Annotated in this window: 20 protein-coding genes; 7 read left to right on the forward strand and 13 right to left on the reverse strand. The window is 70.1% G+C overall.

Translation table 11 applies throughout. The features are described 5' to 3' along the window. Positions 1–205: 205 nt before the first annotated feature. The 12 genes from OG700_RS04950 to OG700_RS05005 all read right to left on the reverse strand — a co-directional run bounded on the left by OG700_RS04950 (position 206) and on the right by OG700_RS05005 (position 16722). Positions 206–3916: a ThuA domain-containing protein gene (locus OG700_RS04950; RefSeq protein WP_405609416.1), complete on the reverse strand. Its 3711-nt coding sequence runs from the start codon at positions 3914–3916 to the stop codon at positions 206–208. A 350-nt stretch (positions 3917–4266) separates the two neighbouring features. Beyond that, positions 4267–5271 carry a sugar phosphate isomerase/epimerase family protein gene (locus tag OG700_RS04955; RefSeq protein ID WP_405609419.1) on the reverse strand — a complete coding sequence of 335 codons (1005 nt, stop codon included), beginning with the start codon at positions 5269–5271 and terminating at the stop codon, positions 4267–4269. A 12-nt stretch (positions 5272–5283) separates the two neighbouring features. Next, a complete protein-coding gene (locus OG700_RS04960; RefSeq protein ID WP_405609422.1) occupies positions 5284–6510 on the reverse strand; it encodes a Gfo/Idh/MocA family protein in 1227 nt (408 codons plus the stop codon). 132 nt (positions 6511–6642) lie between these two features. Beyond that, positions 6643–7674, reverse strand: a complete 1032-nt coding sequence (locus OG700_RS04965) for a substrate-binding domain-containing protein (protein WP_405609425.1) — start codon at positions 7672–7674, stop codon at positions 6643–6645. 82 nt (positions 7675–7756) lie between these two features. Beyond that, positions 7757–8827: an ABC transporter permease gene (locus OG700_RS04970; protein ID WP_405609428.1), complete on the reverse strand. Its 1071-nt coding sequence runs from the start codon at positions 8825–8827 to the stop codon at positions 7757–7759. Then, positions 8824–10356, reverse strand: a complete 1533-nt coding sequence (locus OG700_RS04975) for a sugar ABC transporter ATP-binding protein (RefSeq protein WP_405609431.1) — start codon at positions 10354–10356, stop codon at positions 8824–8826. The genes OG700_RS04970 and OG700_RS04975 overlap by 4 nt, the downstream gene beginning before the upstream one ends. A 186-nt stretch (positions 10357–10542) precedes the next feature. Continuing rightward, positions 10543–11724 (reverse strand): ROK family transcriptional regulator, encoded by a 1182-nt coding sequence (locus OG700_RS04980; RefSeq protein WP_329379216.1) that lies wholly within the window; start codon positions 11722–11724, stop codon positions 10543–10545. 306 nt (positions 11725–12030) lie between these two features. Next, a complete protein-coding gene (locus OG700_RS04985; protein WP_405609435.1) occupies positions 12031–12714 on the reverse strand; it encodes a GntR family transcriptional regulator in 684 nt (227 codons plus the stop codon). Positions 12715–12809: 95 nt separating this feature from the next. Next, positions 12810–13757 carry a beta-ketoacyl-ACP synthase III gene (locus tag OG700_RS04990; RefSeq protein WP_405609438.1) on the reverse strand — a complete coding sequence of 316 codons (948 nt, stop codon included), beginning with the start codon at positions 13755–13757 and terminating at the stop codon, positions 12810–12812. A gap of 148 nt (positions 13758–13905) precedes the next feature. Next, positions 13906–14052 (reverse strand): hypothetical protein, encoded by a 147-nt coding sequence (locus tag OG700_RS04995; RefSeq protein ID WP_405609441.1) that lies wholly within the window; start codon positions 14050–14052, stop codon positions 13906–13908. Next, entirely contained in the window at positions 14015–15406 is a 1392-nt protein-coding gene (locus OG700_RS05000; RefSeq protein ID WP_405609444.1) for an OFA family MFS transporter, read from the reverse strand. Before OG700_RS05000 ends, OG700_RS04995 begins: the two co-directional genes overlap by 38 nt. A 98-nt stretch (positions 15407–15504) precedes the next feature. Continuing rightward, complete coding sequence (locus tag OG700_RS05005) at positions 15505–16722, reverse strand: MFS transporter (RefSeq protein ID WP_405609447.1); 1218 nt, start codon at positions 16720–16722, stop codon at positions 15505–15507. 65 nt (positions 16723–16787) lie between these two features. On the opposite strand from OG700_RS05005, the gene OG700_RS05010 reads away from it, so the two are divergent. The 6 genes from OG700_RS05010 (at position 16788) to fdhD (ending at position 24313) form a co-directional block, all read left to right on the forward strand. Continuing rightward, the gene (locus OG700_RS05010; RefSeq protein WP_405609450.1) at positions 16788–17186 is read left to right on the forward strand and encodes a MerR family transcriptional regulator; all 399 of its coding nucleotides are present in this window, start codon (positions 16788–16790) and stop codon (positions 17184–17186) included. A 135-nt stretch (positions 17187–17321) separates the two neighbouring features. Then, positions 17322–18293, forward strand: a complete 972-nt coding sequence (locus OG700_RS05015) for a 2-dehydropantoate 2-reductase (RefSeq protein ID WP_405609453.1) — start codon at positions 17322–17324, stop codon at positions 18291–18293. 213 nt (positions 18294–18506) lie between these two features. Further along, positions 18507–20465 (forward strand): molybdopterin oxidoreductase family protein, encoded by a 1959-nt coding sequence (locus tag OG700_RS05020; protein ID WP_405609456.1) that lies wholly within the window; start codon positions 18507–18509, stop codon positions 20463–20465. Positions 20466–20471: 6 nt separating this feature from the next. After that, the gene (locus tag OG700_RS05025) at positions 20472–22526 is read left to right on the forward strand and encodes an NAD(P)H-dependent oxidoreductase subunit E (RefSeq protein WP_405609459.1); all 2055 of its coding nucleotides are present in this window, start codon (positions 20472–20474) and stop codon (positions 22524–22526) included. After that, positions 22523–23380: a 2Fe-2S iron-sulfur cluster-binding protein gene (locus OG700_RS05030; RefSeq protein ID WP_405609462.1), complete on the forward strand. Its 858-nt coding sequence runs from the start codon at positions 22523–22525 to the stop codon at positions 23378–23380. The genes OG700_RS05025 and OG700_RS05030 overlap by 4 nt, the downstream gene beginning before the upstream one ends. Before the next feature lie 93 nt (positions 23381–23473). Further along, positions 23474–24313, forward strand: a complete 840-nt coding sequence (gene fdhD / locus OG700_RS05035) for a formate dehydrogenase accessory sulfurtransferase FdhD (RefSeq protein ID WP_405609465.1) — start codon at positions 23474–23476, stop codon at positions 24311–24313. 342 nt (positions 24314–24655) lie between these two features. Here fdhD and OG700_RS05040 read toward each other — a convergent pair whose 3' ends face one another. Then, positions 24656–25774 (reverse strand): bile acid:sodium symporter family protein, encoded by a 1119-nt coding sequence (locus tag OG700_RS05040; protein ID WP_405621453.1) that lies wholly within the window; start codon positions 25772–25774, stop codon positions 24656–24658. Between the two features lie 155 nt (positions 25775–25929). On the opposite strand from OG700_RS05040, the gene OG700_RS05045 reads away from it, so the two are divergent. After that, entirely contained in the window at positions 25930–26856 is a 927-nt protein-coding gene (locus tag OG700_RS05045; protein WP_405609468.1) for a LysR substrate-binding domain-containing protein, read from the forward strand. Positions 26857–26864 lie beyond the last annotated feature (8 nt).

Here is a 26864-nt window from a genome sequence, read left to right on the forward strand (position 1 = left end):
GTGCGGGGAACACGTCCCGTGCGAGCAACGTGCCCCCTACATCTCGCTGGACGTTAGCCCGGTTGGTCCGCGCCGGAAAGACCTTGCGCAGCAATTGGGTTGAACTTTTTCCCAGTTGAGGACAAAGACAGAAATGGCAGGACGGACGGCCCGGCGGTGATTGCTGGCCACCGCCGGGCACGTCCCTGTCACCGCACCGTGCCGGCTACGTAGGCCCCTCCTTGAGCTGGATGTTCTTGAAGGCCACCTGGTCGTCGGCACCGTGGTTCTGGAGGCCGATGTGGCCGTCCTTCAGGCCGCGGGCCGGATCGGTGTTGGTGAAGTCGTTGATCACTTCACCGTTGAGGAACACCCGCAGGCGCTCGCCCTCGACCCTCAGCTCGTAGCTGTTCCACTCACCCGGCGGCTTGAGCGCCTTGTCCCTGGCCTCGATGTCGGCGGCCTGGAATCCGTACACCGATCCCGTGGTGCGGTCGTCGGCGTCGGTGGCGTCGATCTGGACCTCGTAGCCGTTGTCCACGGCCGAGTTGACGTCGTCGGAGGCCGGGAAGCCCACGAAGACGCCCGAGTTGTCGTCGCCGTCCATCTTCCAGTCGAGCTTGAGCGAGTACGAGGAGAGTTCCTTCGCCTCGTACCAGAGCAGGCCCATGCCGCCCTCGGAGCGCAGCTCACCGTCGACGATGTCGAACGTGCCCGGTCCGGCCTGCTTCCAGCCGTCCAGGGTCTTGCCGTCGAAGATGTCCGTGTACCCGGGGCCGGGGTCGGTGCCGCCGGTGGGCGCGCAGTCGGCCTCGACCTGTCCGGTGGCGTACTTCAGCCCGCCGAGCAGGTGCTCACGGAAGGCCGGTTCGGCGTACGACTCCTTGGTGTGGCCGCCGCCGGTGTAGAAGGACCGGCCGCCCCCGTAGGTCTGGCACCAGGCGATCGGGTGGTCGCCCTTCATCGTGCCGCCCTCGTAGCTCGACTCGTCCAGCGAGGCGAGTACGCGGGCCTGCTCACGGGGGTTGGTGCGGTAGTTGTACCACTCGTCCGTACGGTCCCAGGTGTCCTCAAGATGGGCCGTGGCCGGGTGCTCGTGGTCCTCGACCTTCACGGTCGCGGGCTGGATCGCCGGGTGGGAGTCGAAGTAGGCCCCCACCAGGCCGCCGTAGAACTCCCACTCGTACTCGGTGTCGGCGGCCGCGTGGACGCCCAGGTAGCCGCCGCCTGCGGCGACGTACTCCTCGAACGCCTTCTGCTGCTCGGCGCCCAGCACGTCCCCGGTGGTGGACAGGAACGCCACCGCGTCGTAGTTCGCCAGGTTCGAAGCCGTGAACGCGCCCGCGTCCTGTGTGGACTCGACCGTGATCCCGGCGCTCTCCCCCAGCTCCTTCAGGGCCGCGGTGCCGGCCTCGATGGAGTCGTGCCGGAAGCCCGCCGTCTTGGAGAAGACCAGGACCCGCTCGCCCGCCTCGGCGGGCGCGTCCCCGGTGATCTCGAAGTCGTCCACGTCGAAGAGGTCGCCCTCGCCGCCCGTGAAGGTCAGGACGAGGTCGGTCGGCTCCGCCGGGGCACCGGTCAGGGGCACCTCGACGTCCTCGAACGTGGTCCAGCCGCCGGTGGCGGGCACCTCGGCCGAGCCGAGGACATCGCCGTCGGCCGCGCCCGCCCGTACCTGAAGGGTGCCGCCGGCGCCGCCGGACGAGACCCGGGCGGTGAGCTTGGCCGCGCCCGCCAGGTGGTACGGCTGGAAGGAGATCCAGTCGCCGTTCGAGATACCGCCGACGGTCTTGCCGCCGTTGGCTCCGTCCCGTTCGGTGACGGTGGTGCCGGACGAGTCGTTGGCGTGCTCGGCCTGACGGTGCCTGGGCTGGATCTCGGACTGGCCGTGACCGGTGAGCGCGGCCTGGCCGCCGCCCCCGCCGTCGGTGTACTCGGCGTCGATCACTCCGAATATGTTGGCGTTGGGGTCGTGTTCGGCGTCGGCCGGCGCCGTGATGGTGCCCTCGCAGCCGGTCTTCGAGGTGATCGGGTGACCGTGGTTGTCGTGGCCGAGGATGTAGCGGACGGTGACCTTGGAGCAGTCGATTCCCCCGGCGGCGCTGTCTTCGGGATCGGTCACCGTGACCTTGAACGGCAGCTCGTCACCGAAGTTGAACAGCGTGCCGGGCGCGGGCAGTTCCAGCTTCACCACGGGCGCGGTGTTGCCGACGACGACCTGCACGGAGGCGGTGCCGGTGAGCCCGCCCGGGTCCTTCGCGGTGACGGTCGCCGAGTAGGTGCCGTTCTCCTCGAAGGTGTGGGTCGGGTTCGCCTCGGTGGAGGTCTTGCCGTCGCCGAAGTCCCAGGCGTACGTCAGCTCCTCACCGTCCGCGTCCTCGGTGCCCTCCGACGAGAAGGCCACCTCCAGCGGTCCGGTGCCCGACGTCTTGTCGGCCGCCGCGACGGCGATGGGCGCGTAACCCTCGGTGGCGTTCTCGATGCGGTAGAGCGCCGAGTTCTCGTCGCCGCCGAAATAGCCGGTGCCGTAGTCGAGGACGTAGAGCGCGCCGTCGGGGCCGAACTCCTGGTCCATGACCTGGGTGCCGGACCAGGGGAAGTCGTTGATCGAGTCGACGGTGCCGTCGGCGCCCTGGTCGATGCGCTTGATCCACTTGCGGCCGAACTCGCCGGCGAAGAAGTTCCCGTCGTACTCCTCGGGGAACTTGACCGGTGAGTCGAGAGCCGCGTCGTAGTGGTAGACGGGACCGCCCATCGGGGACTCGGAGCCGTCGCCGAACTCCGGGACGCTGTTCCCGTCGTACGGGATCCAGGCGGCCTGGGACGGCGGCAGGTCGGTGAGGCCGGTGTTGTGCGGCGAGTCGTTCTTGGGCGCCGCGCAGTCGAAGGCCGCGCCGGAGGTGTTGGTGGCGAAGTCGTAGTCCTTGAAGGGCTCGTTGTCGCCGGTGCAGTACGGCCAGCCGAAGTTGCCCGCCTCGGTGACGCGGGCGAACTCGACCTGGCCGGCCGGTCCGCGGTCCGGGTCGGCCGCGCCCGCGTCGGGACCGTAGTCGCCGACGTAGACGACGCCCGTCTCCTTGTCGACGGAGATCCGGAACGGGTTGCGGAAGCCCATGGCGTAGATCTCGGGCTTCGTCTTCTCCGTGCCGGGGGCGAACAGGTTGCCCTCGGGCACGGTGTACGAGCCGTCGTCGGCGACCTTGACGCGCAGCACCTTGCCGCGCAGGTCGTTGGTGTTGCCGGAGGAACGACGGGCGTCGAAGGCCGGGTTGCGGTCCGGCCGGTCGTCGATCGGCGTGTAGCCGTCGGAGGCGAACGGGTTGGTGTCGTCGCCCGTCGACAGATACAGGTTGCCCTGCGCGTCGAAGGCGATGTCACCGCCGACATGGCAGCACGTGCCGCGCGACGCGGGCACGTCGAGCACCTTCTTCTCGCTGGCCTTGTCGAGGGTGCCGTCCTCGTTCAGCGTGAAGCGCGAGAGCCGGTTCACTCCGTCGAAGGGGGCGAAGTCGGCGGCCGTGCCCGTCTCGGGCGCGTCGCCCGCGGGGGTGTCGAGTTCGGGCGCGTAGTAGAGGTAGACGGCCCGGTTCCGGTCGAAGCCGGGGTCCACGCCGACTCCTTGAAGTCCTTCCTCGTCGTGGCTGTACACGTCGAGCTTGCCGGACACCTTGGTGGTGCCGCCCTCGTCGGTGATGCGCAGTGTGCCGTCGCGCGAGGTGTGCAGCACCTGACGGTCGGGCAGCACCGCGAGGGTCATCGGCTCGCCCGCTTCTTCGGCGCCCTTGGCCAGGGTCACCTGCTGAAACGTGGGGGCGGCGGCCTGTCTTCCCGGGTCGGCGGCGTTGGCCGGCACCGCACTGAGGGTCGACCCCGCGAGCAGGGCGCCGGTCAGCAGTGCGAGTAGGGATCGGCCTCTGGGACGTCGTTGACTGTGCACGAGAGTCCTCCGGAAATGCCTGTCGTACGTGCGGGTCTCCGAGGAGGAAAGGAGCGTGGGGCTCGCCTCGGGTGGGGGGATGGGGGGAGTGCTCGTCCAAGCACCCGTGGTCCCGCATCGGTTGCACTCGGTCCGCTGTCTCGCCGGGGCGCGCCGTCGCACCGGAGATCAACATGTCCTGTACATATCAGCGACCGTAACTCTGTTCGTCCCGGACGGAAAGCCCTTGCGCGGCGGTGAAGTTCAACTTTTTCCCGCCTCAGGACAAAGGACTTCCGGGCATGCCGGACGGCCCGGCGGTGAACTCTCCACCGCCGGGCTCGTGTTGGGCTGAGCCCTCGTAGCGCCGGCTACTCGCCGCCGCCGAAGGCCGCGTCGAACGACGCGGTGGGCCGGTCGAAGTCGAACCGCTTCAGATCGGCGAGCGCCTCGGGCGCGCCGGCGAGCCGGTCCATACCGGCGTCCTCCCACTCGACCGAGATCGGGCCCTCGTAGTTGATCGCCCCCAGCATGCGGAAGACGTCCTCCCACGGCACGTCGCCGTGCCCGGCCGAGACGAAGTCCCAGCCGCGCCGCGGATCGCCCCACGGCAGGTGCGAACCGAGCCTGCCGTTACGGCCGTCGAGACGCTTGCGCGCCTCCTTGCAGTCGACGTGGTAGATCCGGTCCCGGAAGTCGTAGAGGAATCCGGTCGGGTCCAGGTCCTGCCAGACGAAATGGCTCGGGTCGAAGTTCAGCCCGAACGCGGGCCGGTGGTCGACCGCTTCGAGCGCGCGCTTCGTCGTCCAGTAGTCGTACGCGATCTCGCCCGGGTGGACCTCGTGGGCGAAGCGCACACCCTCGGTGTCGAAGACGTCGAGGATCGGGTTCCAGCGCTCCGCGAAGTCCTCGTACCCGCGCTCGATCATGCCGGGCGGCACCGGCGGGAACATCGCCAGCAGATGCCAGATCGACGAACCGGTGAAGCCGATGACCGTGTTGACACCGAAGGCCGCGGCGGCCCTGGCGGTGTCCTTGATCTCGGCGGCGGCCCGCTGACGTACGCCTTCGGCCTCCCCGTCGCCCCAGATACGGGACGGCAGGATGTTCTGGTGGCGCTCGTCGATGATGCTGTCGCAGACCGCCTGCCCGACCAGGTGGTTGGAGATCGCCCAGCACTTGAGGCCGTACTTGTCGAGCAGCTCGTGGCGGCTCTGCAGATAGCCCGGATCGGTCAGCGCCTTGTCGACCTCGAAGTGGTCGCCCCAGCAGGCCAGTTCCAGACCGTCGTAACCGAAGTCACGGGCGAGCCGGCAGACCTCTTCCAGTGGCAGATCGGCCCACTGACCGGTGAACAGCGTGAACGGGCGTGGCATACGGACCTTCCCTCAAGACTCGGTTCCGGACGGGGCCGGCACGGGTGTGTAGACGGAGTTCTTCTCCGCGCTGTCCTCCACGGCGGCCAGCACCCGCTGGACCTGGAGACCGTCGGCGAAGGAGGGCGCGGGATCGGTTCCGGCGGCGATCGCCTCGACCAGATCCTTGGCCTGGTGCACGAAGGTGTGCTCGTAGCCGAGCCCGTGGCCCGGCGGCCACCAGGCCTCCAGATACGGGTGTTCGGACTCGGTGACCAGGATCCGCCGGAAGCCGGCGGTGACCGCGGGCTCCGACTCGTCGTGGAACGACAGCTCGTTGAGCCGCTCCAGATCGAAGGCGAGCGAACCGCGCTCGCCGTTGATCTCCAGGCGCAGCGCGTTCTTGCGTCCCGCGGCCATCCGGGTGGCCTCGAAGGACGCCAGCGCCCCGGAGGCGAGCCGCCCCGTGAACAGGGCGGCGTCGTCCACCGTGACCGGGCCGGCCTCCGCACCGCCGGTCGCCGAGAGACCGGCCGACGCCCCTGACAGCAGCGGCCGTTCGCGTACGAACGTCTCCGTCATCGCCGAGACCCCGACCAGCGGCTCCCCCGCCAGAAACTGCGCCAGGTCCACGATGTGCGCGCCCAGGTCGCCGAGCGCCCCCGACCCCGCGTGCTCACGCTTGAGCCGCCAGGTGAGGGGGAACTCGGCGTCGACCAGCCAGTCCTGGAGGTAGGTGACCCGTACGTGCCGCAGCGCGCCGAGCCGTCCCTGCTCGATCAGCTTGCGGGCGTACGCGATGGCGGGCACCCGCCGGTAGTTGAAGCCCACCATGGCCAACTGGCCACGGGACCGGGCCGCATCGGCGGCCCTGACCATGGCCTCGGCCTCGGCGACCGAGTTGGCCAGCGGCTTCTCGCACAGGACGTGCTTGCCCGCCTCCAGCGCGGCGATGGCGATCTCCGCGTGGCTGTCCCCCGGTGTGCAGATGTCGACCAGTTGCACGTCGTCACGCGCGATGAGGGCGCGCCAGTCGGTCTCCGCGGCGGCCCAGCCGAGTCTGTCGGCTGCCGAGCGGACGGCCGTCTCGTCCCGCCCGCAGATGGCGGCGAGGTGCGGTCGCATCGGCAGATCGAAGACATGTCCCGCCGTGCGCCACCCCTGGGAGTGGGCGGCACCCATGAACGAGTATCCGATCATGCCGACACCGAGTGGCGGCGGTGCGCCGGCTTCCTTCTCCGACGCTTCCCTGCTGGTCATAAGGGAGTACTCCTCGTCTTTCGCACGTGTGGGGGCTAGGTTCTTCCGTTCGGACGGTGCCGGACCCGCAGGGTCCGGCACCGTCCGAACGGGTGGCCCCAGGGGGGATCAGGCCCTGACTGGCGGAGCCGGTCAGCTGAATCCCTGGGGCAGGTACTCGTCGATGTTCGTCTTGTCGACGACCGCCGAGAACAGGGTGACCTGGGCCGGGATCTCCAGCCCGGCCATGCCGCTGACACCCTTGCCCTGGCCGAGCGCGCGGGCCAGGTCGATCGCGGACGAGGCCATGATCGGCGGGTACAGCACGGTCGCCTTCAGGACGCTGTTGTCGGCCTTGATGGCGTCCATGGCCGCCTTGGCACCGGCGCCGCCGACCATCAGGAAGTCGTCACGGCCGGCCTGGTCGATGGCGCGCAGGGCGCCGACTCCCTGGTCGTCGTCGTGGTTCCACAGGGCGTCGAACTTCTTCTGCGCCTGGAGGAGTTGGGCCATCTTGGCCTGGCCGGACTCGACGGTGAAGTCGGCCGCCTGACGGGCGACCTTCTTGATGTTGGGGTAGTTCTTGAGCGCGTCGTCGAAGCCCTGGGTGCGCTGCTTGGTCAGCTCCAGGCTGTCGGGGCCCGACAGTTCGATGACGGTGGCGTTGGCCTTGTCCTTCAGCTTCTCGCCGATGTAGTTGCCGGCGTTGACGCCCATGCCGTAGTTGTCGCCGCCGACGTAGCAGCGGAACGCCTGCGGGTCGGCGAAGATCCGGTCCAGGTTGATGACGGGGATGCCCGCGCGCATCGCCTTGAGACCGGCCTGGGTCAGGGCCTTGCCGTCGGCCGGCAGGATCACCAGGACGTCGACCTTCTTGTTGATCAGGGCGTCGATCTGGCCGATCTGGGCGGCCGTGTCGTTCGAGCCCTCGGTGATGTCGAGCGTGACGTCCGAGTACTTCTTCGCCTGCGCCCTGGCGTTCTCGTTGATCGCGTTGAGCCAGCCGTGGTCGGCCTGGGGGCCGGCGAAGCCGATGGTGACGGCCTTGCCGGGCTTGTCGTCGACGGCCGGCTCGTTCTTCGCTGCGGGCTCGTCCTTCTCGTTGCTCGTGCAGGCGGTGAGGAGGGCACCCGCGGAAATGGCGGCGGTGCCGAACAGCAGGCCTCTACGGCTCGTTTCTGGCATGACGGTTCAGACCCTTCATGGAGCGGTACGTCGGAAGCGGTGCGTCGGGAAGCGGTACGAGGTCGGGCCCCGGGGTGCGGGGTCAGCCCTCGCCGTTGCGCGCCGTGCGGCGCTGGACCAGTACGGCGGCGACGATGATCGCGCCCTTGGCGATCTGCTGGACGTCGCTCTGCAGGTTGTTGAGAGCGAAGATGTTGGTGATGGTGGTGAAGATCAGGACACCGAGCACGGAGCCGACGATCGTGCCGCGGCCACCGCTGAGCAGGGTGCCGCCGATGATCGCCGCCGCGATGGCGTCGAGTTCGTACAGGTTGCCGTTCGTGTTCTGGCCGGAGCCGGAGAGCACGATCAGCATGAAGGCGGCGATACCGCAGCAGAGTCCGGACAGCAGGTACAGGTAGAGCCGCTGCCTGCGGACGTCGATGCCGGCGAGGCGGGTCGCCTCCGCGTTGCCGCCGACCGCGACGGTGCGCCGGCCGAAGGTGGTGCGGTTGAGCACCAGCCAGCCGATGACCGTCACCACCGCGAAGATGATGACGAGCGGCGGGATCCCGAGGATGTACGAGTCGCGGGCGCCGAGGTCGAGCACCGACTCCAGGGTGATGATCTGGGTGTTGCCGTCGGTGATCTGGAGGGCCAGACCACGGGCGGACGCCATGATCGCGAGAGTGGCGATGAACGGTGCCATGCCGCCGTACGCGATCAGTACCCCGTTGACCAGACCACAGGCCAGACCCACGATGATCGCGGTGAACAGGATGCCGGCGAAGCCGTACTCCTGGGTCGCCAGGGTCGTCGCCCACACCGAGGCCAGGGCCACGATCGCGCCGACCGACAGGTCGATACCGCCGCTGGTGATGACGAACGTCATGCCGACGGTGACGACACCGATGATCGACGCCTGGGTGAGCACCAGTTGGAGATTGCTGGTGTCCAGGAACTGATCGGGCTTGGTGATGCCGCCGACGACTATCAGGGCGGCGAGCACGCCGAGCAGCGAGAGGGTACGGAAATCGAGACGCAGTCCGAGCGGCGGCCGGCCCCCAAAACCTCCCGGGGTCTTTCCGGCGGGCTTGGTCGGCGGCACGGGTACGGCGTCGGCGGGTGCGGCGTCGGGCCCGCCCTGCTGCGCCTCAGAGGCAGGCTGTTTCATGGCGTCGGGCTCCCTTCCATCACAAGGTCGAGTACACGGTGCTCGTCCAGCTCCTGGGCCGGGGACGTGTGCACGACACGTCCCTCCCGGAGCACCAGCACCCGGTCGGCGAGGCCAAGGACCTCGGGGACCTCACTGGAGACGAGCAGTACGGCGAGGCCGTCGTCGGCCAGCCGGCGGATCACGGAGTAGAGCTCGGCGCGGGCGCCGACGTCCACACCGCGGGTGGGTTCGTCGAGAAGCAGCACCCGGCAGCCACGCAGCAGCCAGCGGGCGAGGACGGCCTTCTGCTGGTTGCCGCCCGACAGGGTGCGGATGACCGCGTCCGGGTTGTCGGGGCGCAGGGAGAGTTCCTGGGTGGCGGCCCTGGCGGCCTTGCGCTCGGCGGCGCTGTCGAGCCAACCACCGCGCGAGAAGCGGGACATGGACGACACCGACACGTTACGGGTGACCGATTCGATGAGCAGCAGGGCCTGGGCCTTGCGCTCCTCGGGGGCGAGGCCGAGTCCGGCCCGTACGGCGGCGCGGACGCTGCCGGGCTTCAACTCCTGGCCGTCGACCAGCACTCGGCCGGCCGTGGGCTTGCGGGCGCCGAAGATGGTCTCCAGGATCTCGGAGCGTCCGGAGCCGACGAGACCCGCGAGGCCGACGATCTCGCCGGGCCGCAGTTCGAGGTCGACCGGTTCGAACTCCCCTTCCCTGGTGAGCCCTTCGGTCCGGAGTATGGGCTCGCCGCGCGGGGCGTCGGCGACCGAGGGCCGGTCGGGGAAGACGTACGCGACCTCCCGGCCGGTCATCAGGGCGACGACCTCGCTGGTGGGGGTCTGCTTCGCGGGCAGACCCACGGCGACGGTACGGCCGTCCTTGATGACGGTCACGCGGTCGCCGATCCGGCGGATCTCCTCCAGGCGGTGGGAGATGTAGATGACGGCGACACCGTCGGCGGTGAGGGTGCCGACGATACGGAAGAGGTTGTCGACCTCGTCCGGGTCGAGCGCCGCCGACGGCTCGTCCATCACGATGAGCCGTACGTCGTGGGAGAGCGCGCGGGCCATGGAGACGATCTGCTGGTGCGCGGCGGAGAGTTCACCGACGGGGCGGCCCGCCGGGATCTCGGGGTGGCCGAGCCGTGCGAGCAGCGCGGTGGTGGCGGTCCTGGCCTCGCCGCCCTTGACGATGAAGCCGGCGGCGGTCGGTTCGTGCCCGAGGAAGATGTTCTCGGCCACCGACAGGCCCTCGACGAGGTCGAGTTCCTGGTAGATGGTCGCGATACCGAGCTTCATCGCCGCGATGGGCGACTTGAGTTGGACCTCTTCGCCGCGCCAGGTGATGACACCGTCGTCGGGCTGGTGCGCGCCGGCGAGCACCTTGATCAGTGTGGACTTGCCGGCCCCGTTCTGGCCGAGCAGACAGTGGACTTCGCCTGCCTGAACCTCCAGGTCCACGCCGTCCAGGGCGCGGACGCCCGGGAACAGCTTGGTGATGCCGGACATGGTGAGCAGGCTGCCTTCGGGTGGTGCTGGTGCCATGGCGTATCCCCTCGGCGGATGCGGCCGGTGAGCGGGCGTGCGGATGTGCGGAACAGGGCGGTGGGTGGTGCGAGTGGTGCGGGTGGTGCGGCTCGTACCGCTGGTGTTTTTGTTGCCTTTTTTGCTGTTATTTCGGTGTTACGGGGTGAAGCGTGTGCCGTACGGCCCGACGTCGGGGTGCCGCTGTCAGGCCGGGGAGAAGAGGTGGTCGCTGATGAGCCGGGCCGCGCCGGTGACTCCGGCGGTCGGCCCCAACTCCCCGAGAACGATGGGGAGATTGCCGGTGGCCAGCGGAAGTGACTGGCGGTAGACCTGGGTACGGACGCTGGCCAGCAGGGTGTGGCCGAGTCCGGTCACCCCGCCGCCGATCACGACGAGGCCCGGGTTGAAGAAGCTGACGAGTCCGGCGATGACCTGGCCGACCCGGTTGCCGCCCTCGCGGATGAGGTAGAGGGCGGTGGGGTCGCCGGCCGCGGCGGCCACGGCGACGTCGGCGGCGGTGAGCCGGCCGGCCGCTTCGAGACGCGCGGCGAGTTCGGCGGAACGGCCCGTACGGGCGGCGTCCTCGGCGTCCCTGGCCAGCGCGGCACCGCTGAAGTGGGCTTCCAGGCAGCCCCTGTTGCCGCAGACGCAGGCGCGTCCGTCGGGCTCGACCCGGATGTGGCCGATGTCGCCCGCGCTGCCGGTCGTACCGCGGTAGACCTCGCCGCCGACCACGATGCCGCAGCCGATACCGGTACCGATCTTGACGCAGAGGAAGTCGCCCACGGAGCGCGCTACACCCGCGTGCTGCTCCCCCATCGCCATCAGGTTCACGTCGTTGTCGACCATGACGGGGCAGCCGAGATCCTGGCTGAGCGCCTCGCGTACGGGGAAACCGTCCCAGCCCGGCATGATCGGCGGCGCGACCGGCACACCTTCGGGGAAGCGGACCGGGCCCGGGACGCCGATTCCGGCGCCGTCGTACCCGTCGGCGAGTCCGGAGGCCTTGAGCTTGGCGGCCATCGCGAGCACCTGCTCGAAGACGGCGACCGGACCCTCGCGGACGTCCATGGGGTGGTTGACATGGCCGAGCACTTCGAGTTCGGCGTTGGTGACGGCGACGTCGATGGACGTGGCGCCGATGTCCACCCCGAGGAAGCGCAGGGCGGGCGCGAGCCGGATGTTGTGGGAGCGGCGGCCGCCGCGCGAGGCGGCGAGTCCGTCGGCGACGACGAGCCCGGTCTCCAGCAGCCGGTCGACCTCCACGGCGAGCTTGGAGCGGGAGAGGTCGACCTGATCGCCGAGCTGGGCGCGGGAGTTGGGCCCACCGTCACGCAAGAGCCGGAGCAGTCGCGCCTGATGAGCGTTCGCGGGTCGTGCGGTCATACGTCTCACGCGCCCCTCCCCGCCTCTCTGCTGTGTGTGCGTCGCTACGTCGGGTGTCGTTTCGACGGGCTTTCGAGGGGAACGTAGCAGCGCTTTCCCCGAGTGGGAAGAAGTTGCGCAGGAATCGCCCCCAACTTTCTCCACAGTCAGGACAAAGACGTTTCACGGTCCGCCGGGACGGGCCACCGGCGGGCGCACCGGGGGCCGTTCGCGCGAGTGGGCGACCGGCCGTTCCGGCGCATGCGAAAGGCGCCCCCGCGACCCGCCGGAGGCGCCTCACTACTCATTCGCACACGTGCGAATACGTCAGGCCGGGGCGTCCCCGCGGTGGTGGTACGTGGTGCGCGTCTGCTCGGTGTGGGAGCGCATGACCGCCGTCGCGGCCTGCTCGTCCCGCGCGGAGATCGCCGCGATCAGGGCCCGGTGCTCGATCCAGGACTGCTTGCCGCGCTGCCGCGCCACCGGCGTGTAGTACCAGCGCACCCGACGGTCCACCTGCGCCGCCAGCTCCGCCAGGACGACGTTCCCGGCCAGCTCCATCACCTTCGCGTGGAACGCCGCGTTGGTGGCGACCGTGAGGTCCACGTCGTCGTCGGCCACCGACCGCTCGCCCTTGGCGCAGAGCGCCTCAAGCGCGGCGATCCCCGCCGAGCCCGAATTCGCTGCCGCAAGCCTCGCCGCCTCGGCCTCCAGGAGCGTACGGACCGAGAGCAGCTGGTCCGCCTCCGCCTCCGTCGGCTCGTGGACGAACGCGCCCTGGGCGGGCCGCAGATCGACCCACCCCTCGGTGTTCAGCCGCTGGAGCGCCTCGCGTACGGGCTGGCGGGAAACCCCGAGATGGCCGGCGAGTTCGCTCTCCACCAGATGCTGTCCGGGCCGCAGTTGGCGGACGGTGATGAGTTCGAGCAGGGCCTCGTAGACGCGCTCACGCAGCGGGCCAGGGCGTTCGAGTTTGGGCACTGAGCCCTGAGGCAGTCCTGCGGACAACATTGCGGTCCCCCATCCTGGCTGATCCACGGCAAAGATCTCGGCAACAGACAGCAACGATTGGCTATCGTCTACAGTCTACCGAGAACCGTAGCGGATCAGGGGCAGCGGATGACTTGCCCGGCGTAAGAGAGATTTCCGCCAAAGCCGAAAAGCAGGGCCGGAGCGCCGGATTCCACCTCGCCGCGCTCCACGAGCTTGGACAGCGCCATCGGGATCGACGCGGCCGAGGTGTTGCCGGAGTCCACGACATCGCGTGCGATGACCGCGTTCACCGCGCCGATCTTCTGTGCGACGGGCTCGATGATCCGCAGGTTGGCCTGGTGCAGTACGACGGCGGCCAGATCCTCGGGCGCGATGCCCGCGCGCTCGCAGACCTTGCGGGCGATCGGCGGCAGCTGGGTGGTGGCCCAGCGGTAGACGGACTGGCCCTCCTGCGCGAAGCGGGGCGGGGTGCCCTCGATCCGTACGGCGTTGCCCATCTCGGGCACCGAACCCCACAGCACCGGGCCGATACCCGGCTCCTCGCCCGGCCGGACGGCCTCGACGACCGCCGCGCCCGCGCCGTCACCGAGCAGGACACAGGTGGTGCGGTCGGTCCAGTCGGCGATGTCGGCCATCTTGTCGGCGCCGACGACCAGCGCGCGGGTCGCCGCACCGGCCCGTACGGCGTGGTCGGCGGTGGCGAGCGCGTGGGTGAAGCCGGCGCAGACCACATTGAGGTCCATCACGGCCGGTGAGCCCATGCCGAGCCGGGCGGCGACGCGGGCGGCCATGTTCGGTGACCGGTTGATCGCCGTGGACGTGGCGACCAGGACGAGGTCGATGTCGGCGGAGGTCAGACCGGCGGCGGCGAGCGCCTTCGCCGCGGCGTGCGCCGCCAGCTCGTCCACGGACTCGTCGGGCCCCGCCACATGCCGCGTCTTGATGCCGACGCGGCTCCTGATCCACTCATCAGTGGTGTCGACCATGCCCGCCAGGTCGTCGTTGGTGAGCACCTTGGCGGGCTGGTAGTGCCCGAGCGCGGCGATACGAGTGCCGGTCATGCCCGGGACCCCCTCTTCGGTCGACGTCAGGAGTTCCCCAGTCTCGTCAGCGACTCACGAGTAAGGGGGCAGGTGACCCGACAGGATTCCCGGCCTCGTCTTGGAGACTCCGGATCATCCGGCGTTGCCCGAGGTCACCTCGCTCACCTCACCCGGTGAACAGCTGGGTGGCCTTACGGACCAGTTCGTACAGACCGTACGCGAGAGGGACGCCCACCCAGAGCCAGGCGAAGACGGTCAGCGGGGTCCGCCGGGACTCAGACACTGCGCTGCCGCTCTCCGGTGCTGTGGTCATCGGGGATCTCCTTCGGTGGCTGCGACTCGGTTCCGGCGTTGTTCCCGGGCGGGGCGGTCTCCGGCTCGTGATGACGCGGGTGTACGGGGCGGACCAGCTCGTTGGCCACGAACCCGACGACGAGCAGCCCGATCATGATGGTCAGCGAGAGCCCGTACAGCCCGGGGCCGCTCTTGCCCGCCTCCTCCTGGCTGTCGGCGACCCGGTTGACGATGAGCGGACCGAGGACGCCGGCCGCCGACCAGGCGGTGAGCAGCCGGCCGTGGATCGCGCCCACCTGGTAGGTGCCGAACAGGTCCTTGAGGTAGGCGGGGACGGTGGCGAAGCCTCCTCCGTAGAAGGAGAGGATCACCAGCGCGCAGATGATGAAGAGCGGTTTGGACGTGTCGCCGAACTGCGCGATCAGCAGATACATCAGGGCGCCGACGCCGAGGTAGAGGCGGTAGGTGTTCTTCCGGCCGATCACGTCGGAGGTGGACGACCAGCCGATCCGGCCCGCCATGTTGGCCGCCGACAGCAGCGCGACGAAACCGGCCGCGGCCGAGACGGAGACCGGCGTGGCGGTGTCGGCGAAGAAGTCGGTGATCATCGGCGCGGCCTTCTCAAGGATGCCGATGCCCGCGGTGACGTTCATGCACAGGACGACCCACAGCAGCCAGAACTGCGGTGTGCGCACCGCCGACCTGGCGGAGACCCGCGCGGTGGTGATCAGGGCCGACTCGGGCGCGACCGCCGCCCTGGGCGCCGTGTCCGGTCGTGGTACGCGGATCAGCAGGACGCCGAGCAGCATGAACACCGCGTACACCAGGCCGTGTACGAGGAACGCCTTGGCGATGCCGTCGCTGGTGGAGCCGAACGACTGGAGCATCTGCGCGGACCACGGCGAGGCGATGAGCGCGCCGCCGCCGAAGCCCATGATCGCGATGCCGGTCGCCATGCCGGGCCGGTCGGGGAACCATTTGATCAGCGTCGATACGGGCGAGATGTAGCCGATGCCGAGTCCGACGCCGCCGACGAAGCCGTAGCCGAAGACGATCAGCCAGAACTGTTCGGTCGCGGCGCCGAGCGCGGAGAGCAGGAAGCCGGACGAGAAGCAGACGAGTGCGACGGTCATCGCCCAGCGTGGGCCGTTGCGTTCGACGAGGGTCCCGCCGAAGGCGGCGGACAGGCCGAGCATCACGATGCCCAGCTGGAAGGGCAGGGCGCTCTGGGTGCCGGAGAGGCCGAGCGCGGATTCCAGCGGCGGCTTGAACACGCTCCAGGCGTAGGCCTGGCCGATCGACAGATGCACCGACAGCGCTGCGGGGGGTACCAGCCAGCGGCTCCAGCCGGCCGGGGCGAGTGGTGGGGTCATGGTCGCGCACTCTAGGAACGGCCCCGGCCGTTTGGGAAGATCTCTGACCCGCTGTTCACGTCGGCCGTGTTCCGCGCCGAGGAACTTCGCGTGGGCGTTCATGAGGTCGTGCTCGCGCGCCTGACGGGGAAACCGTGTGCGCGAGCGGCGACCGCGACGACCAGTACCGGAATGAGGAGGGCGAGGACGGTCCAGGGGAAGGACATGGGGCCGACCAAGCCGAGGAGGACGCCACCGGCGACTCCGCCGCCGGCCATGGCCACGTTCCACAGGGTGACGAGTGCGGCTTGCGCGGAGTCCGCCGACTCGCCCCCCGCGTCGCCCGCGGCGGTCTGGAGAAGGGTGGGGACACCTCCCCACCCGAGGCCCCACAGCGTCACCGCGAGGTAGACCAGAGCGGGACTGCCGGCCGGTACCGCCAGGATGACCGCCGCCACGGCGACCAGCAGGGTGCCGCCGATGGTCAGGGTTCGCAGCCGGCGGTTGATGTGCGCGGCCACGATCCAGATGCTCACCAGGGAGGCGGCGCCGAAGAGCAGCAGCACGAGGTCGGTGGAATCGCCCATGCCGAGCCGGTCGAGAAACGTGGCGATGTACGTGTAGAGGATGGTGTGGGCCAGCACGAATACCAGAGTGACGAACAGGACCGGTGCCACGCCGGGGATGGCGAGGGTCCGCGGCATCGGCGTCCGGCCTTCCGGCCGCTGCCCGGGGTAGTCCGGGACCGTCGCGGTGATCCAGCCGAGCAGGACGACGGTGAGCACGGTCATGATCAAAAACGCCACCCGCCAGTCGAAGGCCTGGCCGAGGAAGGTCCCCGCGGGCACTCCCAGTGCCAGAGCGATCGGAATGCCGGCCATGGCGATCGCGATCGCTCTGCCTTGCAGGTGAACGGGTGCCATGCGGCGGGCGTATCCGGCCAGCAGTGCCCAGGCCAGGCCCGCGGCCACCCCGGCGACGAACCGGGCCGCCATGGTCAGGGGAAAGTTCGTCGAGACAACGGTGACCGTGTTGGCGACGGCGAACCCCGCCATCGCGGTCAGCAGCAGCCGTTTGCGCCGCCACCCCGCTGTGGCCGCGGTCAACGGGATCGCTGTGAGCGCGGTCCCGATCGCGTAGATCGTCACCGTCTGCCCCGTGGCGGCCTCGCCGACCTTGAGGTCGGCACCCATCGCGGGCAGCAGGCCCGCGGGCAGCGTTTCGGTCAGGCTGGTGATGAAGACGGCCGTGGCCAGCGCCAGCAGCGCGGGCAGCGGGAGCTTCCGATCGTCGGTTGCGGCGTGGGAGTCGGCCGGTTGTGTGGCGCGGTTTCTCATGGTCCGTATGCTCAAACCGTCACATTGGTGTGAGGGTCAACACGACCAGGAGTGAGGTGCGACACATGCGCATCGGAGAGCTGTCGGAGCGCACGGACACGCCCCGCCGGCTGCTGCGCTACTACGAGGAACAAGGGCTGATCGTCGCCGGTCGTTCCCCGAACGGCTACCGCGTGTACGACGAGTACAACGTGGACCGGGTCGTCCAGATCAGAGGGCTGCTCGATGCCGGACTGCCGACCCGGATCATCAAGCAGATCCTCCCATGCCTCGACAAGCCCCGGATCATCCACTTCTCCGACGCGACACCGGAGATGATCACCACGCTCGAATTCGAACGTGACCGCATGACCGAACGCATCAGATGCCTGACCCGCAACAGGGACGCCGTGGCCGACTACCTCGACGTGGTGCGCGGCGGCAATCGTCCGGCCGCCGCCCCGGAGGCATCGACGATGTCGTGACCGGCAAGCCGCCGGCGACAGAAGTCTTGTCGGCAGTTATTCCATACTGTAGACAATATATCGTCGGCAAAGTGTGTCCCTTTGGCTGACTCCGCGCTTCTCTCAACACCCTCAGAGCGAACGGAGAGCCCCACGGTGAAAGTCGCAGTCGTCGGTGCCGGTGCGATCGGCGCCTATGTCGGAGCCGCGCTGGACCGCGCAGGCGCCGAAGTCCATCTCATCGCCCGTGGACCGCATCTGGCGGCCATGAGGCAGCACGGAGTCCGGGTGCACAGCCCGCGCGGCGATTGGACCGCGCGGGCGCACGCCACCGATCGGCCGGCCGACATCGGTCCGGTCGACTACGTATTCCTGGGTCTCAAGGCGAATTCGTACGCGGCGTGCGGGCCGCTCATCGCGCCTCTGCTCCAGGACCACACGGCGGTCGTCGCCGCCCAGAACGGCATCCCCTGGTGGTACTTCCACCAGCACGGCGGCCCGCACGACGGCCGCCGGATCGAGAGCGTCGACCCCGGCGGCTCGGTCAGCGCCGTCCTGCCGCCGCAGCGTGCCATCGGCTGTGTCGTCTACGCGGCGACGGAGCTGGAAGGGCCGGGAGTCGTACGGCACCTGGAAGGCACCCGGTTCTCCATCGGGGAGCCGGACCGGTCACTCTCGCCGCGCACCAAGGAGTTCGCCGAGGCCATGCGGGCGGGCGGGCTCAAGTGCCCGGTCGAGGCCGAACTGCGCGACGAGATCTGGATCAAGCTCCTCGGCAACATCTCCTTCAACCCGATCAGCGCGCTGACCCGCGCGACGATGCGGGAGATGTGTCTGCACCGCAGCACCCGGGACGTCATCGAACTGATGATGACCGAAACGCTCCGGGTCGCCGAAGCGCTCGGCTGCCACCCCGACATCTCCGTCGAACGCCGGCTGGCCGGCGCCGAACGGGTCGGCGACCACCGGACCTCCACCCTCCAGGACCTGGAGAAGGGGAAGCCGATGGAGCTGGACGTGCTGCTCGCGGCCGTCGTCGAACTCGCCGCCATGTGCGACATCGAGGTGCCGACGCTCCGTACGGTCGACGCCATCTCGGACCTGCTGGCACGCGGCGTGGCGGCGTAGGCGGCAGTTGACCTCGATCAATCGCCGGGCGGGGCCTTCTGAGCCCGTCCGGCGGTTGAGGACGAACCGGCCCGTCGGGCGGCCAGCCGGGCGGAGCCGGCGTCTCCAGGCCCCTCCACAAAACCCGTACGCGAGGCTTCCGCTTCCCGCAAGCCAGCGGGATACTGTATGCAATGGCGCGGCCACAGGCCATGACTCATGAGGGAGCGCAGCGTGAAAAGCAGCGCAAGAAGGCGGGATCGCACGCCAAAGACCTACGCCAGGCTCGAACACCCGCTGGTGCGGGACGAGAAGGGCGGCCCGCTGAGGCGGGCGACCTGGGAGGAAGCACTCGACCGGGCGGCCGAGGGGCTGGGGGCGGCTCGCGGCGCGTTCGGCATGTTCTCGTGCGCCCGGGCCACGAACGAGATGAACTACGTCGCGCAGAAGTTCGCACGCGTGGTCATGGGCACCAACAACGTCGACTCCTGCAACCGGACCTGCCACGCGCCGAGCGTCGCCGGACTCTCCGCGGCCTTCGGATCCGGCGGCGGCACCTCCTCCTACGGAGAGGTCGAGCACACGGATCTGATCGTGATGTGGGGCTCCAACGCCCGCTTCGCGCACCCCATCTTCTTCCAGCACGTCCTGAAGGGCATCAGGAACGGCGCGCGGATGTACGCCGTCGACCCCCGCCGCACCACCACGGCCGAGTGGGCCGAGAGCTGGATGGGGCTCAACGTCGGCACGGACATCCCGCTCGCCCACGCCGTAGGCCGCGAGATCATCCACGCCGGCCTGCACAACAAGGCGTTCGTCGCGCAGGCCACCACCGGCTTCGAGGAGTACGCGGCCGAGGTCGAGCCGTGGACCCTCACGGTGGCCGAGAAGGTGACGGGCGTCCCCGCCGCGGCGATCCGCGACCTCGCCCACGCCTACGCCCGCGCCGAGCGGGCCCAGTTGTGCTGGACGCTCGGTATCACCGAGCACCACAACGGCACGGACAACGTCCGGGCGCTGATCAACCTGTCGCTCCTCACCGGTCACGTCGGACGGTACGGCTCTGGGGTCCAGCCCCTGCGCGGGCAGAACAACGTGCAGGGCGGCGGCGACATGGGGGCCATCCCCAACCGGCTGCCGGGCTTCCAGGACATCCTCGAAGCCGATGTGCGGCGGAAGTTCGAGACCGCGTGGGACACCGTGATCCGGCCCCACTACGGCCTCAACCTCACCGACATGTTCGAGGCCATGGAGACCGGCGACCTGAGGGCCGTCTACTGCATCGGCGAGAACCCGGCGCAGTCCGAGGCCGACAGCGGACAGGCCATGGACCGGCTCAGGGCGCTCGACTGCCTGATCGTGCAGGACATCTTCCTCACCAGAACGGCGGAGCTGGCGGACGTGGTCCTGCCCGCCACGGCCGCCTGGTGCGAGACCGACGGCACCACCACCAACAGCGAGCGCCGGGTCCAGCGCGTACGCAAGGCGATCAACCCGCCGGGCGAGGCGCGCGAGGACATCGACATCATCTGCGAGCTGGCCGAACGGCTCGGGCACCCGTGGAAGTTCGCGGACGCGGAGACCGTCTGGAACGAGCTGCGCGCCCTGTCCCCCGACCACTTCGGGATGACGTACGACCGGCTGGCCGAGCACCAGGGCATCCAGTGGCCGTGCCCCGACACCGAGCGGCTCGAACCCACCTATCTGCACGGCAGGTTGTGGGACGCGGACCCCGCCAAGCGCGGCAGGCTCGCCCCGTTCGGCATCGTGAAGCACGACCCACCGGTGGATCTGACGGACGATCAGTACCCGATCAGGCTCACCACCGGGCGGCGGCTCGACTCGTACAACACCGGTGTGCAGAGCGGGAGTTTCGCCTCCCCGCTGCGCCGCGGCGAGTATCTGGAGCTGTGCCCGGAGGACGCGCGGGCGTACGGCGTCCAGGTCGGCGAGGAGGTCCGGATCTCCTCACGGCGCGGCACCGTGCGGGCACCGGTGTGGATCGACCCCGGGCTGCGGCCCGGACTGGCCTTCATGACCATGCACTTCCCGGACGAGGTGGACACCAACCAGCTGACGATCGAGGCGAACTGCCCGATCGCCGGCACCGCCGAGTTCAAGGCGTCGGCCATCCGGATCGAGAAGTTGCCCGAGAACGTGACTCAGATGCCGGCGACAGCAGCGAGGAGCTGAGAATCAGTGGACCTGCACTTCGGTGACAGCGAACCGACGGACGAGGAACGGGCGGCGGTCGATTCGCTGCTCGGCCCCCCGACGTCGGCGTGGGAGGGCGCTCAGGACCGCTCGGACGCGGATCTGCGCTGGGCCCGCGGCGGTCGCGAGGCACGCGAACGGCGCGACCTGCTGTTGCCGGGGCTGCACGCCGTCAACGACCGCGTGGGCTGGATCAGCGAGGGCGCGCTCGCCTACCTGTGCCGGCGGCTGACGGTGCCGCCGGCCGAGGCGTACGGCGTGGCCACGTTCTACGCGATGTTCGCCGTCAAGCCCCGGCCCGCCAAGGTACTGCACGTCTGCACCGACCTGGCGTGCGCGGGGAACGGGTCCGCCAAGCTGTGCGCGGACCTGGAGGAGCGGATGGGCGCGGCGGGCTCGGCGGCGGACGGCGTCGTATGGCAGTCGAGCCCGTGTCTGGGGCTGTGCGAACGGGCCCCGGCGGCACTGCTGTTGCAGGCGGGCACCCCGTCCGACACGGTGCCCGCGCAGCGCGACCCCCGGCTGAGGAACGTCGGCGCCTCGGCGCGGGCGAATCATCGCCAGGACCGGCCGGTCGGGGTGGACGAGGCGGTCGGGGGCGCCGGGGTCACTCCCCTCCGGGCGGATCTCGCCCCGAACGGCGCCGGGGTCACGCCCCTGCGGGCACCCGCCAACGGCTCGCCGGCCCAAACCGCCCCCCGGCGGCAGGCGTTCGCCGTCATCGCGCCGGCCACGGTCGACACGCTGATCGACGCCGCCGGTGCCCCGGAGGACGCCCCCGAGGAGCCCTCCGCCGCCCTGGCCGTACCGCAGGCCGGGCAGGAAGGCCTGATGCTGCTCCAGCGGGTCGGCGTCGTCGACCCGTACAGCATCGACGACTACCGGTCGCACGGCGGATACAGCGCCCTGCGGCGGGCGTTCGACATCGGACCGGCCGGAGTGATCCGGGAGGTCACCGACTCCGGACTGCTCGGCCGCGGCGGCGCGGCCTTCCCGACCGGGCGCAAGTGGCAGGCCACCGCGTCCCAGCCGGACCGGCCGCACTTCCTGGTCTGCAACGCCGACGAATCGGAGCCCGGCACCTTCAAGGACCGGGTGATCATGGAGGGCGACCCGTTCGCCCTGATCGAGTCCATGACCATCGCCGGCTACGCCACCGGCGCCCATGTCGGCTACCTCTATCTGCGCGGCGAGTACCCGCGCGCCCTGCACCGGCTGGAGAACGCCCTCACCCAGGCCCGGCTGCGCGGATTCCTCGGTGACGACGTACTCGGCCAGGGCTACGCCTTCGACATCGAGATCCGCCGGGGCGCCGGGGCGTACATCTGCGGCGAGGAGACCGCCCTCTTCAACTCGATCGAGGGCTTCCGCGGCGAACCGCGCTCCAAGCCGCCGTTCCCGGTGGAGAAGGGGCTGTTCGGCAAGCCGACGGCCGCCAACAACGTCGAGACGCTGATCAACGTGCTGCCCATCCTGACGATGGGCGCCGAGGCGTACGCGGCGACCGGCACCGAGAACTCCACCGGCCCGAAACTGTTCTGCGTCTCGGGCAACGTCGAACGGCCCGGCATCTACGAGCTGCCGTTCGGCGCCACACTCGGCGAACTGCTCGACCTCGCGGGCACCCCGACCGAGATCACGGCGATCCTGCTCGGCGGCGCGGCGGGCGGTTTCGTACGGCCCGACGAACGGGACATCCCGCTCACCTTCGAGGGGACCAGGGCCGCCGGCACCACCCTCGGCTCCGGCGTGATCCTGGTCATGGACGACACCGTCCCCCTGCCCAGGACGCTGCTGCGCATCGCCGAGTTCTTCCGCGACGAGTCCTGCGGACAGTGCGTGCCCTGCCGGGTCGGCACCGTCCGCCAGGAGGAGGCGCTGCACCGCATCAAGGACCGTACGGGCGCCGCCGCCTCGGACGACGTCGCGCTGCTGCGCGAGGTCGGCCAGACCATGCGCGACGCCTCCATCTGCGGTCTCGGACAGACCGCGTGGAACGCCGTCGAGTCCGCCATCGACCGTCTGGGGGCCTTCGAGTGACCGTCATACCTCTCCAACTGCCGCGCCGTCTGATCGAGTTCACACTCGACGGCGAGCCCACCCGGGTCCCCGACGGCGCCACGATCCTGGACGCCTGCCGGGCCGCGGGCAAGGACATCCCGACGCTCTGCGAGGGCGACACGCTCACGCCGAAGAACGCGTGCCGCGTGTGCGTGGTGGAGGTCGAGGGCGCCCGTACGCTCGCGCCGGCGTGCTCACGCCGGGCCGAGGCCGGGATGAAGGTCAGTACGGACTCCGAGCGCGCCCGCACCAGCCGCAAGGTGGTCCTGGAACTGCTCGCTTCGTCCACCGACCTGTCCACGACACCGCGCGCCGCCGAGTGGATCAAGGAGTACGAGGCGAAGCCCGACCGGTTCGGGCCCGACGCGGCGCGGGTCAACGAAACTCCGAAGATCGACAACGATCTCTACGTCCGGGACCTCGACAAATGCATCCTCTGCTACAAGTGCGTGGACGCGTGCGGCGAGCAGTGGCAGAACACCTTCGCCATCTCCGTCGCCGGCCGCGGCTTCGACGCCCGTATCTCCACGGAGCACGCCGTGGCGCTGCCCGAATCGGCGTGCGTCTACTGCGGCAACTGCATCGAGGTCTGCCCGACGGGCGCGCTCAGCTTCAAGTCGGAGTTCGACATGCGCGAGGCCGGGACCTGGGACGAGTCGGCGCAGACGGAGACCACCACGATCTGCGCGTACTGCGGAGTCGGCTGCAACCTCACGCTGCACGTGCAGGAGAATGAGATCGTCAAGGTCACCTCACCGCACGACAACCCGGTGACCCACGGCAATCTGTGCATCAAGGGCCGCTTCGGCTACCAGCACGCGCAGCAGCACTAGCGGCAGCACGAGCGGCAGCACTCACCAGCCGCAGCACCGGCCGCCGGCGCGACAGAGCAGAGTCCGAACGAGCGAGGAACGGAGAGGATCACCATGGGACGGGTCACCGAGCGCCGCCGCACCATCCGTATCAGGGACGGGGCGGTCACCACCCGCCCCGACACCCTCGTCGCCGAGGAGCCCATGGAGATCCGGCTCAACGGCAAGCCGCTCGCCATCACCATGCGCACCCCCGGCGACGACTTCGCGCTCGCCGCCGGATTCCTGGTCAGTGAGGGCGTCCTCGGCGCGGCGGACGACGTCCGGTCGATCGTGTACTGCGCCGGGGCTACGGACGACGGCCGGAACACGTACAACGTGGTGGACGTCCAACTCGCGCCCGGCGTCCCGATGCCGGACATCACGCTCGAACGCAACGTCTACACCACGTCCTCGTGCGGCCTGTGCGGCAAGGCCAGCCTCGACGCCGTACGCACCACGGCCCGCTTCCCGATCTCCGACACTCCCCCGGTCCGGGTCGAACCGGCACTGCTCTCCCTCCTCCCCGACCGGTTGCGGGCGGCACAGCAGGTCTTCGACCGGACCGGGGGTCTGCACGCGGCGGCCCTGTTCTCCGAGGACGGTGAACTCCTCGACATCCGGGAGGACGTGGGCCGCCACAACGCGGTCGACAAACTGGTCGGCCGGGCGTTGCGGCAGGGGCTGCTGCCGCTGTCACGGGTGATCCTGCTGGTGTCGGGCAGGGCGTCGTTCGAACTCGCCCAGAAGGCGGTGATGGCCGGAATCCCGGTCCTGGCGGCGGTCTCCGCGCCGTCGTCCCTCGCCGTCGACCTCGCCGCCGAGACCGGACTGACCCTGGTCGGCTTCCTCCGCGGGCCCTCCATGAACGTGTATGCCGGCGACGACCGTATCGCCCTCCACAGCGAGGTGTGACGCGCCGCCGCGGCACGGGATACACGGGACACGGCCCCGGCCGGCGGGGAGCGCCCCCTGCGCCGGCCGGGGTCCATCCCCCCCTTTTTTTGGGGCTCGGTTCGCCTCCGGGGCGCTTTGAGTCGGTGTCGACGGTCGACCGTGCTCAGCCCCTCGTTCCTCGGGGCCTCCGCGCGCTCTCCCTTTCGACACCGACGCGCCCCTTCGGCTCACTCGCCGGACAGAGGGCCGTAGGGGCACTGGTCACCGCCCCGCACCCAGCCCCGCGCCGACCGGCGTCGCCTTGTCCGACAGCGGATCGCCGGACACAGTGTCATCGCGCAGTGGGTCCAGGGGCACTGGTCACCGCCCCGCCCCCAGCCCCGCGCCGACCGGCGTCGCCTTGTCCGACAGCGGATCGCCGGACACGGTGTCTTCGCGCAGTGGGTCTCGCGAACGCCGCTTCGCGATCGTCGCGCAGACCACCAGTTGCAGCATGTGGAACAGCATCAGCGGCAGCACCGCCAGACTGGCCTGTGCGCCGAACAGCACGCTCGCCATCGGCAGGCCGGCCGCCAGGGACTTCTTCGACCCGGCGAACTGGATCGCCACCCGGTCCGCCCGGTCGAAGCCCAGCCGCCGCGCCCCGTACCAGGTCACCGTCAGCATCAGCGCGAGCAGCACCACCTCGACCGCGAACAGCGCACCGAGCCTCGCCGGGGTCACCTGGTTCCAGACGCCGGCGACCATGCCCTGGCTGAAGGCCGTGTAAACGACCAGCAGGATCGAACCGCGGTCCACCCGGCCCAGCAGTGTGCGGTGCCGGGTGAGGAATCCGCCGACCCAGCGCCGTAGCAACTGCCCCGCCACGAAGGGCAGCAGCAGTTGCGCCACGATCCGCAGCAGCCCGTCGGGCGAGAACCCGTTGGCGCCGCCGCCGATCAGCAGGGCGGCGAGCAGCGGTGTCGCGACGATGCCCGCGATGCTGGAGAAGGATCCGGCGCAGATCGCCGCGGGTACGTTGCCGCGTGCCATGGAGGTGAAGGCGATGGACGACTGGATCGTCGACGGCACCAGGCAGAGGAAGAGCAGCCCGCTGTACAGCTCCGGTGTCAGGACGAAGGGCACGAGCCCGCGCGCCGCCAGCCCCAGCACCGGGAAGATCAGGAACGTGCAGGCCAGGACGGTCAGATGGAGCCGCCAGCTCTTGAGCCCGTCCACCGCCTCGCGGGTCGAGAGCCGGGCGCCGTACAGGAAGAACAGGAGCGCGACCGCGCCGGTCGTCGCCCCGCCCGCCACGTCCGCCGTGGTGCCGGACGCGGGCAGCAGCGCCGCGAGGCCGACGGTGCCGAGGAGGGCGAGGATGTACGGGTCGACCGGCAGCCGGGACGGCAGCCGCGCGAAGCGGCGCCGACGGGGAGAAGCGCCCGGCCGGCGCGGGCGCGGACTGCGGGACGAGGTACGGCGGCGGCGGCGGTTCATCTGCTCCACTGGCTCTTGCGGTGTTCTGGATCTTGTCCGTGTTCCGGGACGGATCGCGCGCTCTCCATCGTCCTGGGTCCGAGCTTGATCGGGAATCCCGCATACGGCTCTGACTGTCATCACGTTCCGCGATGACGGGAGCTACCCTGGGCCGCATGTACGACATGTACGACCCGGCGCAGCTCCGCACCTTCCTGGCCGTGGCGCAGACCCTGAGCTTCACGCAGGCCGCGCGGCGTCTCGACGTACGGCAGTCGACGGTCAGCCAGCACGTACGGCGGCTGGAGGCGGCGGCCGGGGAGCGGCAGCTCTTCACACGGGACACGCACAGCGTGGAGCTGACCGAGGACGGCGAGGCCATGCTCGGCTTCGCCCGTACGATCCTGGCGGCCCACGAGCGGGCGGCGGCGTACTTCTCCGGGACCCGGCTGCGGGGCAGGCTCCGCTTCGGCGCGTCCGAGGACTTCGTCCTGACGCGGCTGCCCGAGATCCTGGAGTCGTTCCGCACCGATCATCCCGAGGTCGATCTGGAGCTGTCCGTCGAGCTGTCCGGCACGCTGCACGAGCGGCTGGCCGCCGGTGAGCTGGATCTGGTGCTGGCCAAGCGCCGGGGCGGTGACACGCACGGCGAGTTGGTCTGGCAGTCCACGCTGACCTGGATCGGGGCGCCGCGGCTGCGGATCGACCCCGAGCGCCCGGTGCCGCTGATCCTCTTCCCGGCGCCCGGCATCACGCGCGCCCGCGCGCTGGAGGTGCTGGAGGCGGACGGCCGCGCGTGGCGCATCGCCTGTACGAGCGCGAGCCTGAGCGGGCTGATCGCGGCGGCCCGCGCGGGGCTCGGCGTGATGGCGCACACGCGTGGCCTGATTCCGCCGGGCCTGGTGCCGGTGCCGGCCCGCGCTGGGCTGCCGGAGCTGGGCGGCGTCGACTTCGTCCTGCTGCATGGGCGGCGGGGCGGGCATGGGCGTCGGGAGCGGGCGCCGGGAGCGGCAGGGCCTTCCGACCGGAGCCTGGCGGACGCGCTCGCCGCCGCCATCCTGGCGGGCGGCGACCGGCTGCACCGCCCCGCCGACACGCGCTGAAGCGCGCA

The sequence above is a fragment of the Streptomyces sp. NBC_01508 genome, from assembly GCF_045040315.1.
Lineage (GTDB): Bacteria > Actinomycetota > Actinomycetes > Streptomycetales > Streptomycetaceae > Streptomyces.

What these genes read in the sequence shown, in the direction of transcription:
- OG700_RS04985 (WP_405609435.1), bottom strand. Translation starts at nt 12,714, where the DNA reads ATGTTGTCCGCAGGACTGCCTCAGGGCTCAGTGCCCAAACTCGAACGC.
- OG700_RS05045 (WP_405609468.1), top strand. Translation starts at nt 25,930, where the DNA reads ATGTACGACATGTACGACCCGGCGCAGCTCCGCACCTTCCTGGCCGTG.
- OG700_RS05040 (WP_405621453.1), bottom strand. Translation starts at nt 25,774, where the DNA reads ATGAACCGCCGCCGCCGCCGTACCTCGTCCCGCAGTCCGCGCCCGCGC.
- OG700_RS04990 (WP_405609438.1), bottom strand. Translation starts at nt 13,757, where the DNA reads ATGACCGGCACTCGTATCGCCGCGCTCGGGCACTACCAGCCCGCCAAG.
- OG700_RS04965 (WP_405609425.1), bottom strand. Translation starts at nt 7,674, where the DNA reads ATGCCAGAAACGAGCCGTAGAGGCCTGCTGTTCGGCACCGCCGCCATT.
- OG700_RS04960 (WP_405609422.1), bottom strand. Translation starts at nt 6,510, where the DNA reads ATGACCAGCAGGGAAGCGTCGGAGAAGGAAGCCGGCGCACCGCCGCCA.
- OG700_RS05000 (WP_405609444.1), bottom strand. Translation starts at nt 15,406, where the DNA reads ATGACCCCACCACTCGCCCCGGCCGGCTGGAGCCGCTGGCTGGTACCC.
- OG700_RS04980 (WP_329379216.1), bottom strand. Translation starts at nt 11,724, where the DNA reads ATGACCGCACGACCCGCGAACGCTCATCAGGCGCGACTGCTCCGGCTC.
- OG700_RS05010 (WP_405609450.1), top strand. Translation starts at nt 16,788, where the DNA reads ATGCGCATCGGAGAGCTGTCGGAGCGCACGGACACGCCCCGCCGGCTG.
- OG700_RS04955 (WP_405609419.1), bottom strand. Translation starts at nt 5,271, where the DNA reads ATGCCACGCCCGTTCACGCTGTTCACCGGTCAGTGGGCCGATCTGCCA.
- OG700_RS04995 (WP_405609441.1), bottom strand. Translation starts at nt 14,052, where the DNA reads ATGACCACAGCACCGGAGAGCGGCAGCGCAGTGTCTGAGTCCCGGCGG.
- OG700_RS04975 (WP_405609431.1), bottom strand. Translation starts at nt 10,356, where the DNA reads ATGGCACCAGCACCACCCGAAGGCAGCCTGCTCACCATGTCCGGCATC.
- fdhD (WP_405609465.1), top strand. Translation starts at nt 23,474, where the DNA reads ATGGGACGGGTCACCGAGCGCCGCCGCACCATCCGTATCAGGGACGGG.
- OG700_RS04970 (WP_405609428.1), bottom strand. Translation starts at nt 8,827, where the DNA reads ATGAAACAGCCTGCCTCTGAGGCGCAGCAGGGCGGGCCCGACGCCGCA.
- OG700_RS05005 (WP_405609447.1), bottom strand. Translation starts at nt 16,722, where the DNA reads ATGAGAAACCGCGCCACACAACCGGCCGACTCCCACGCCGCAACCGAC.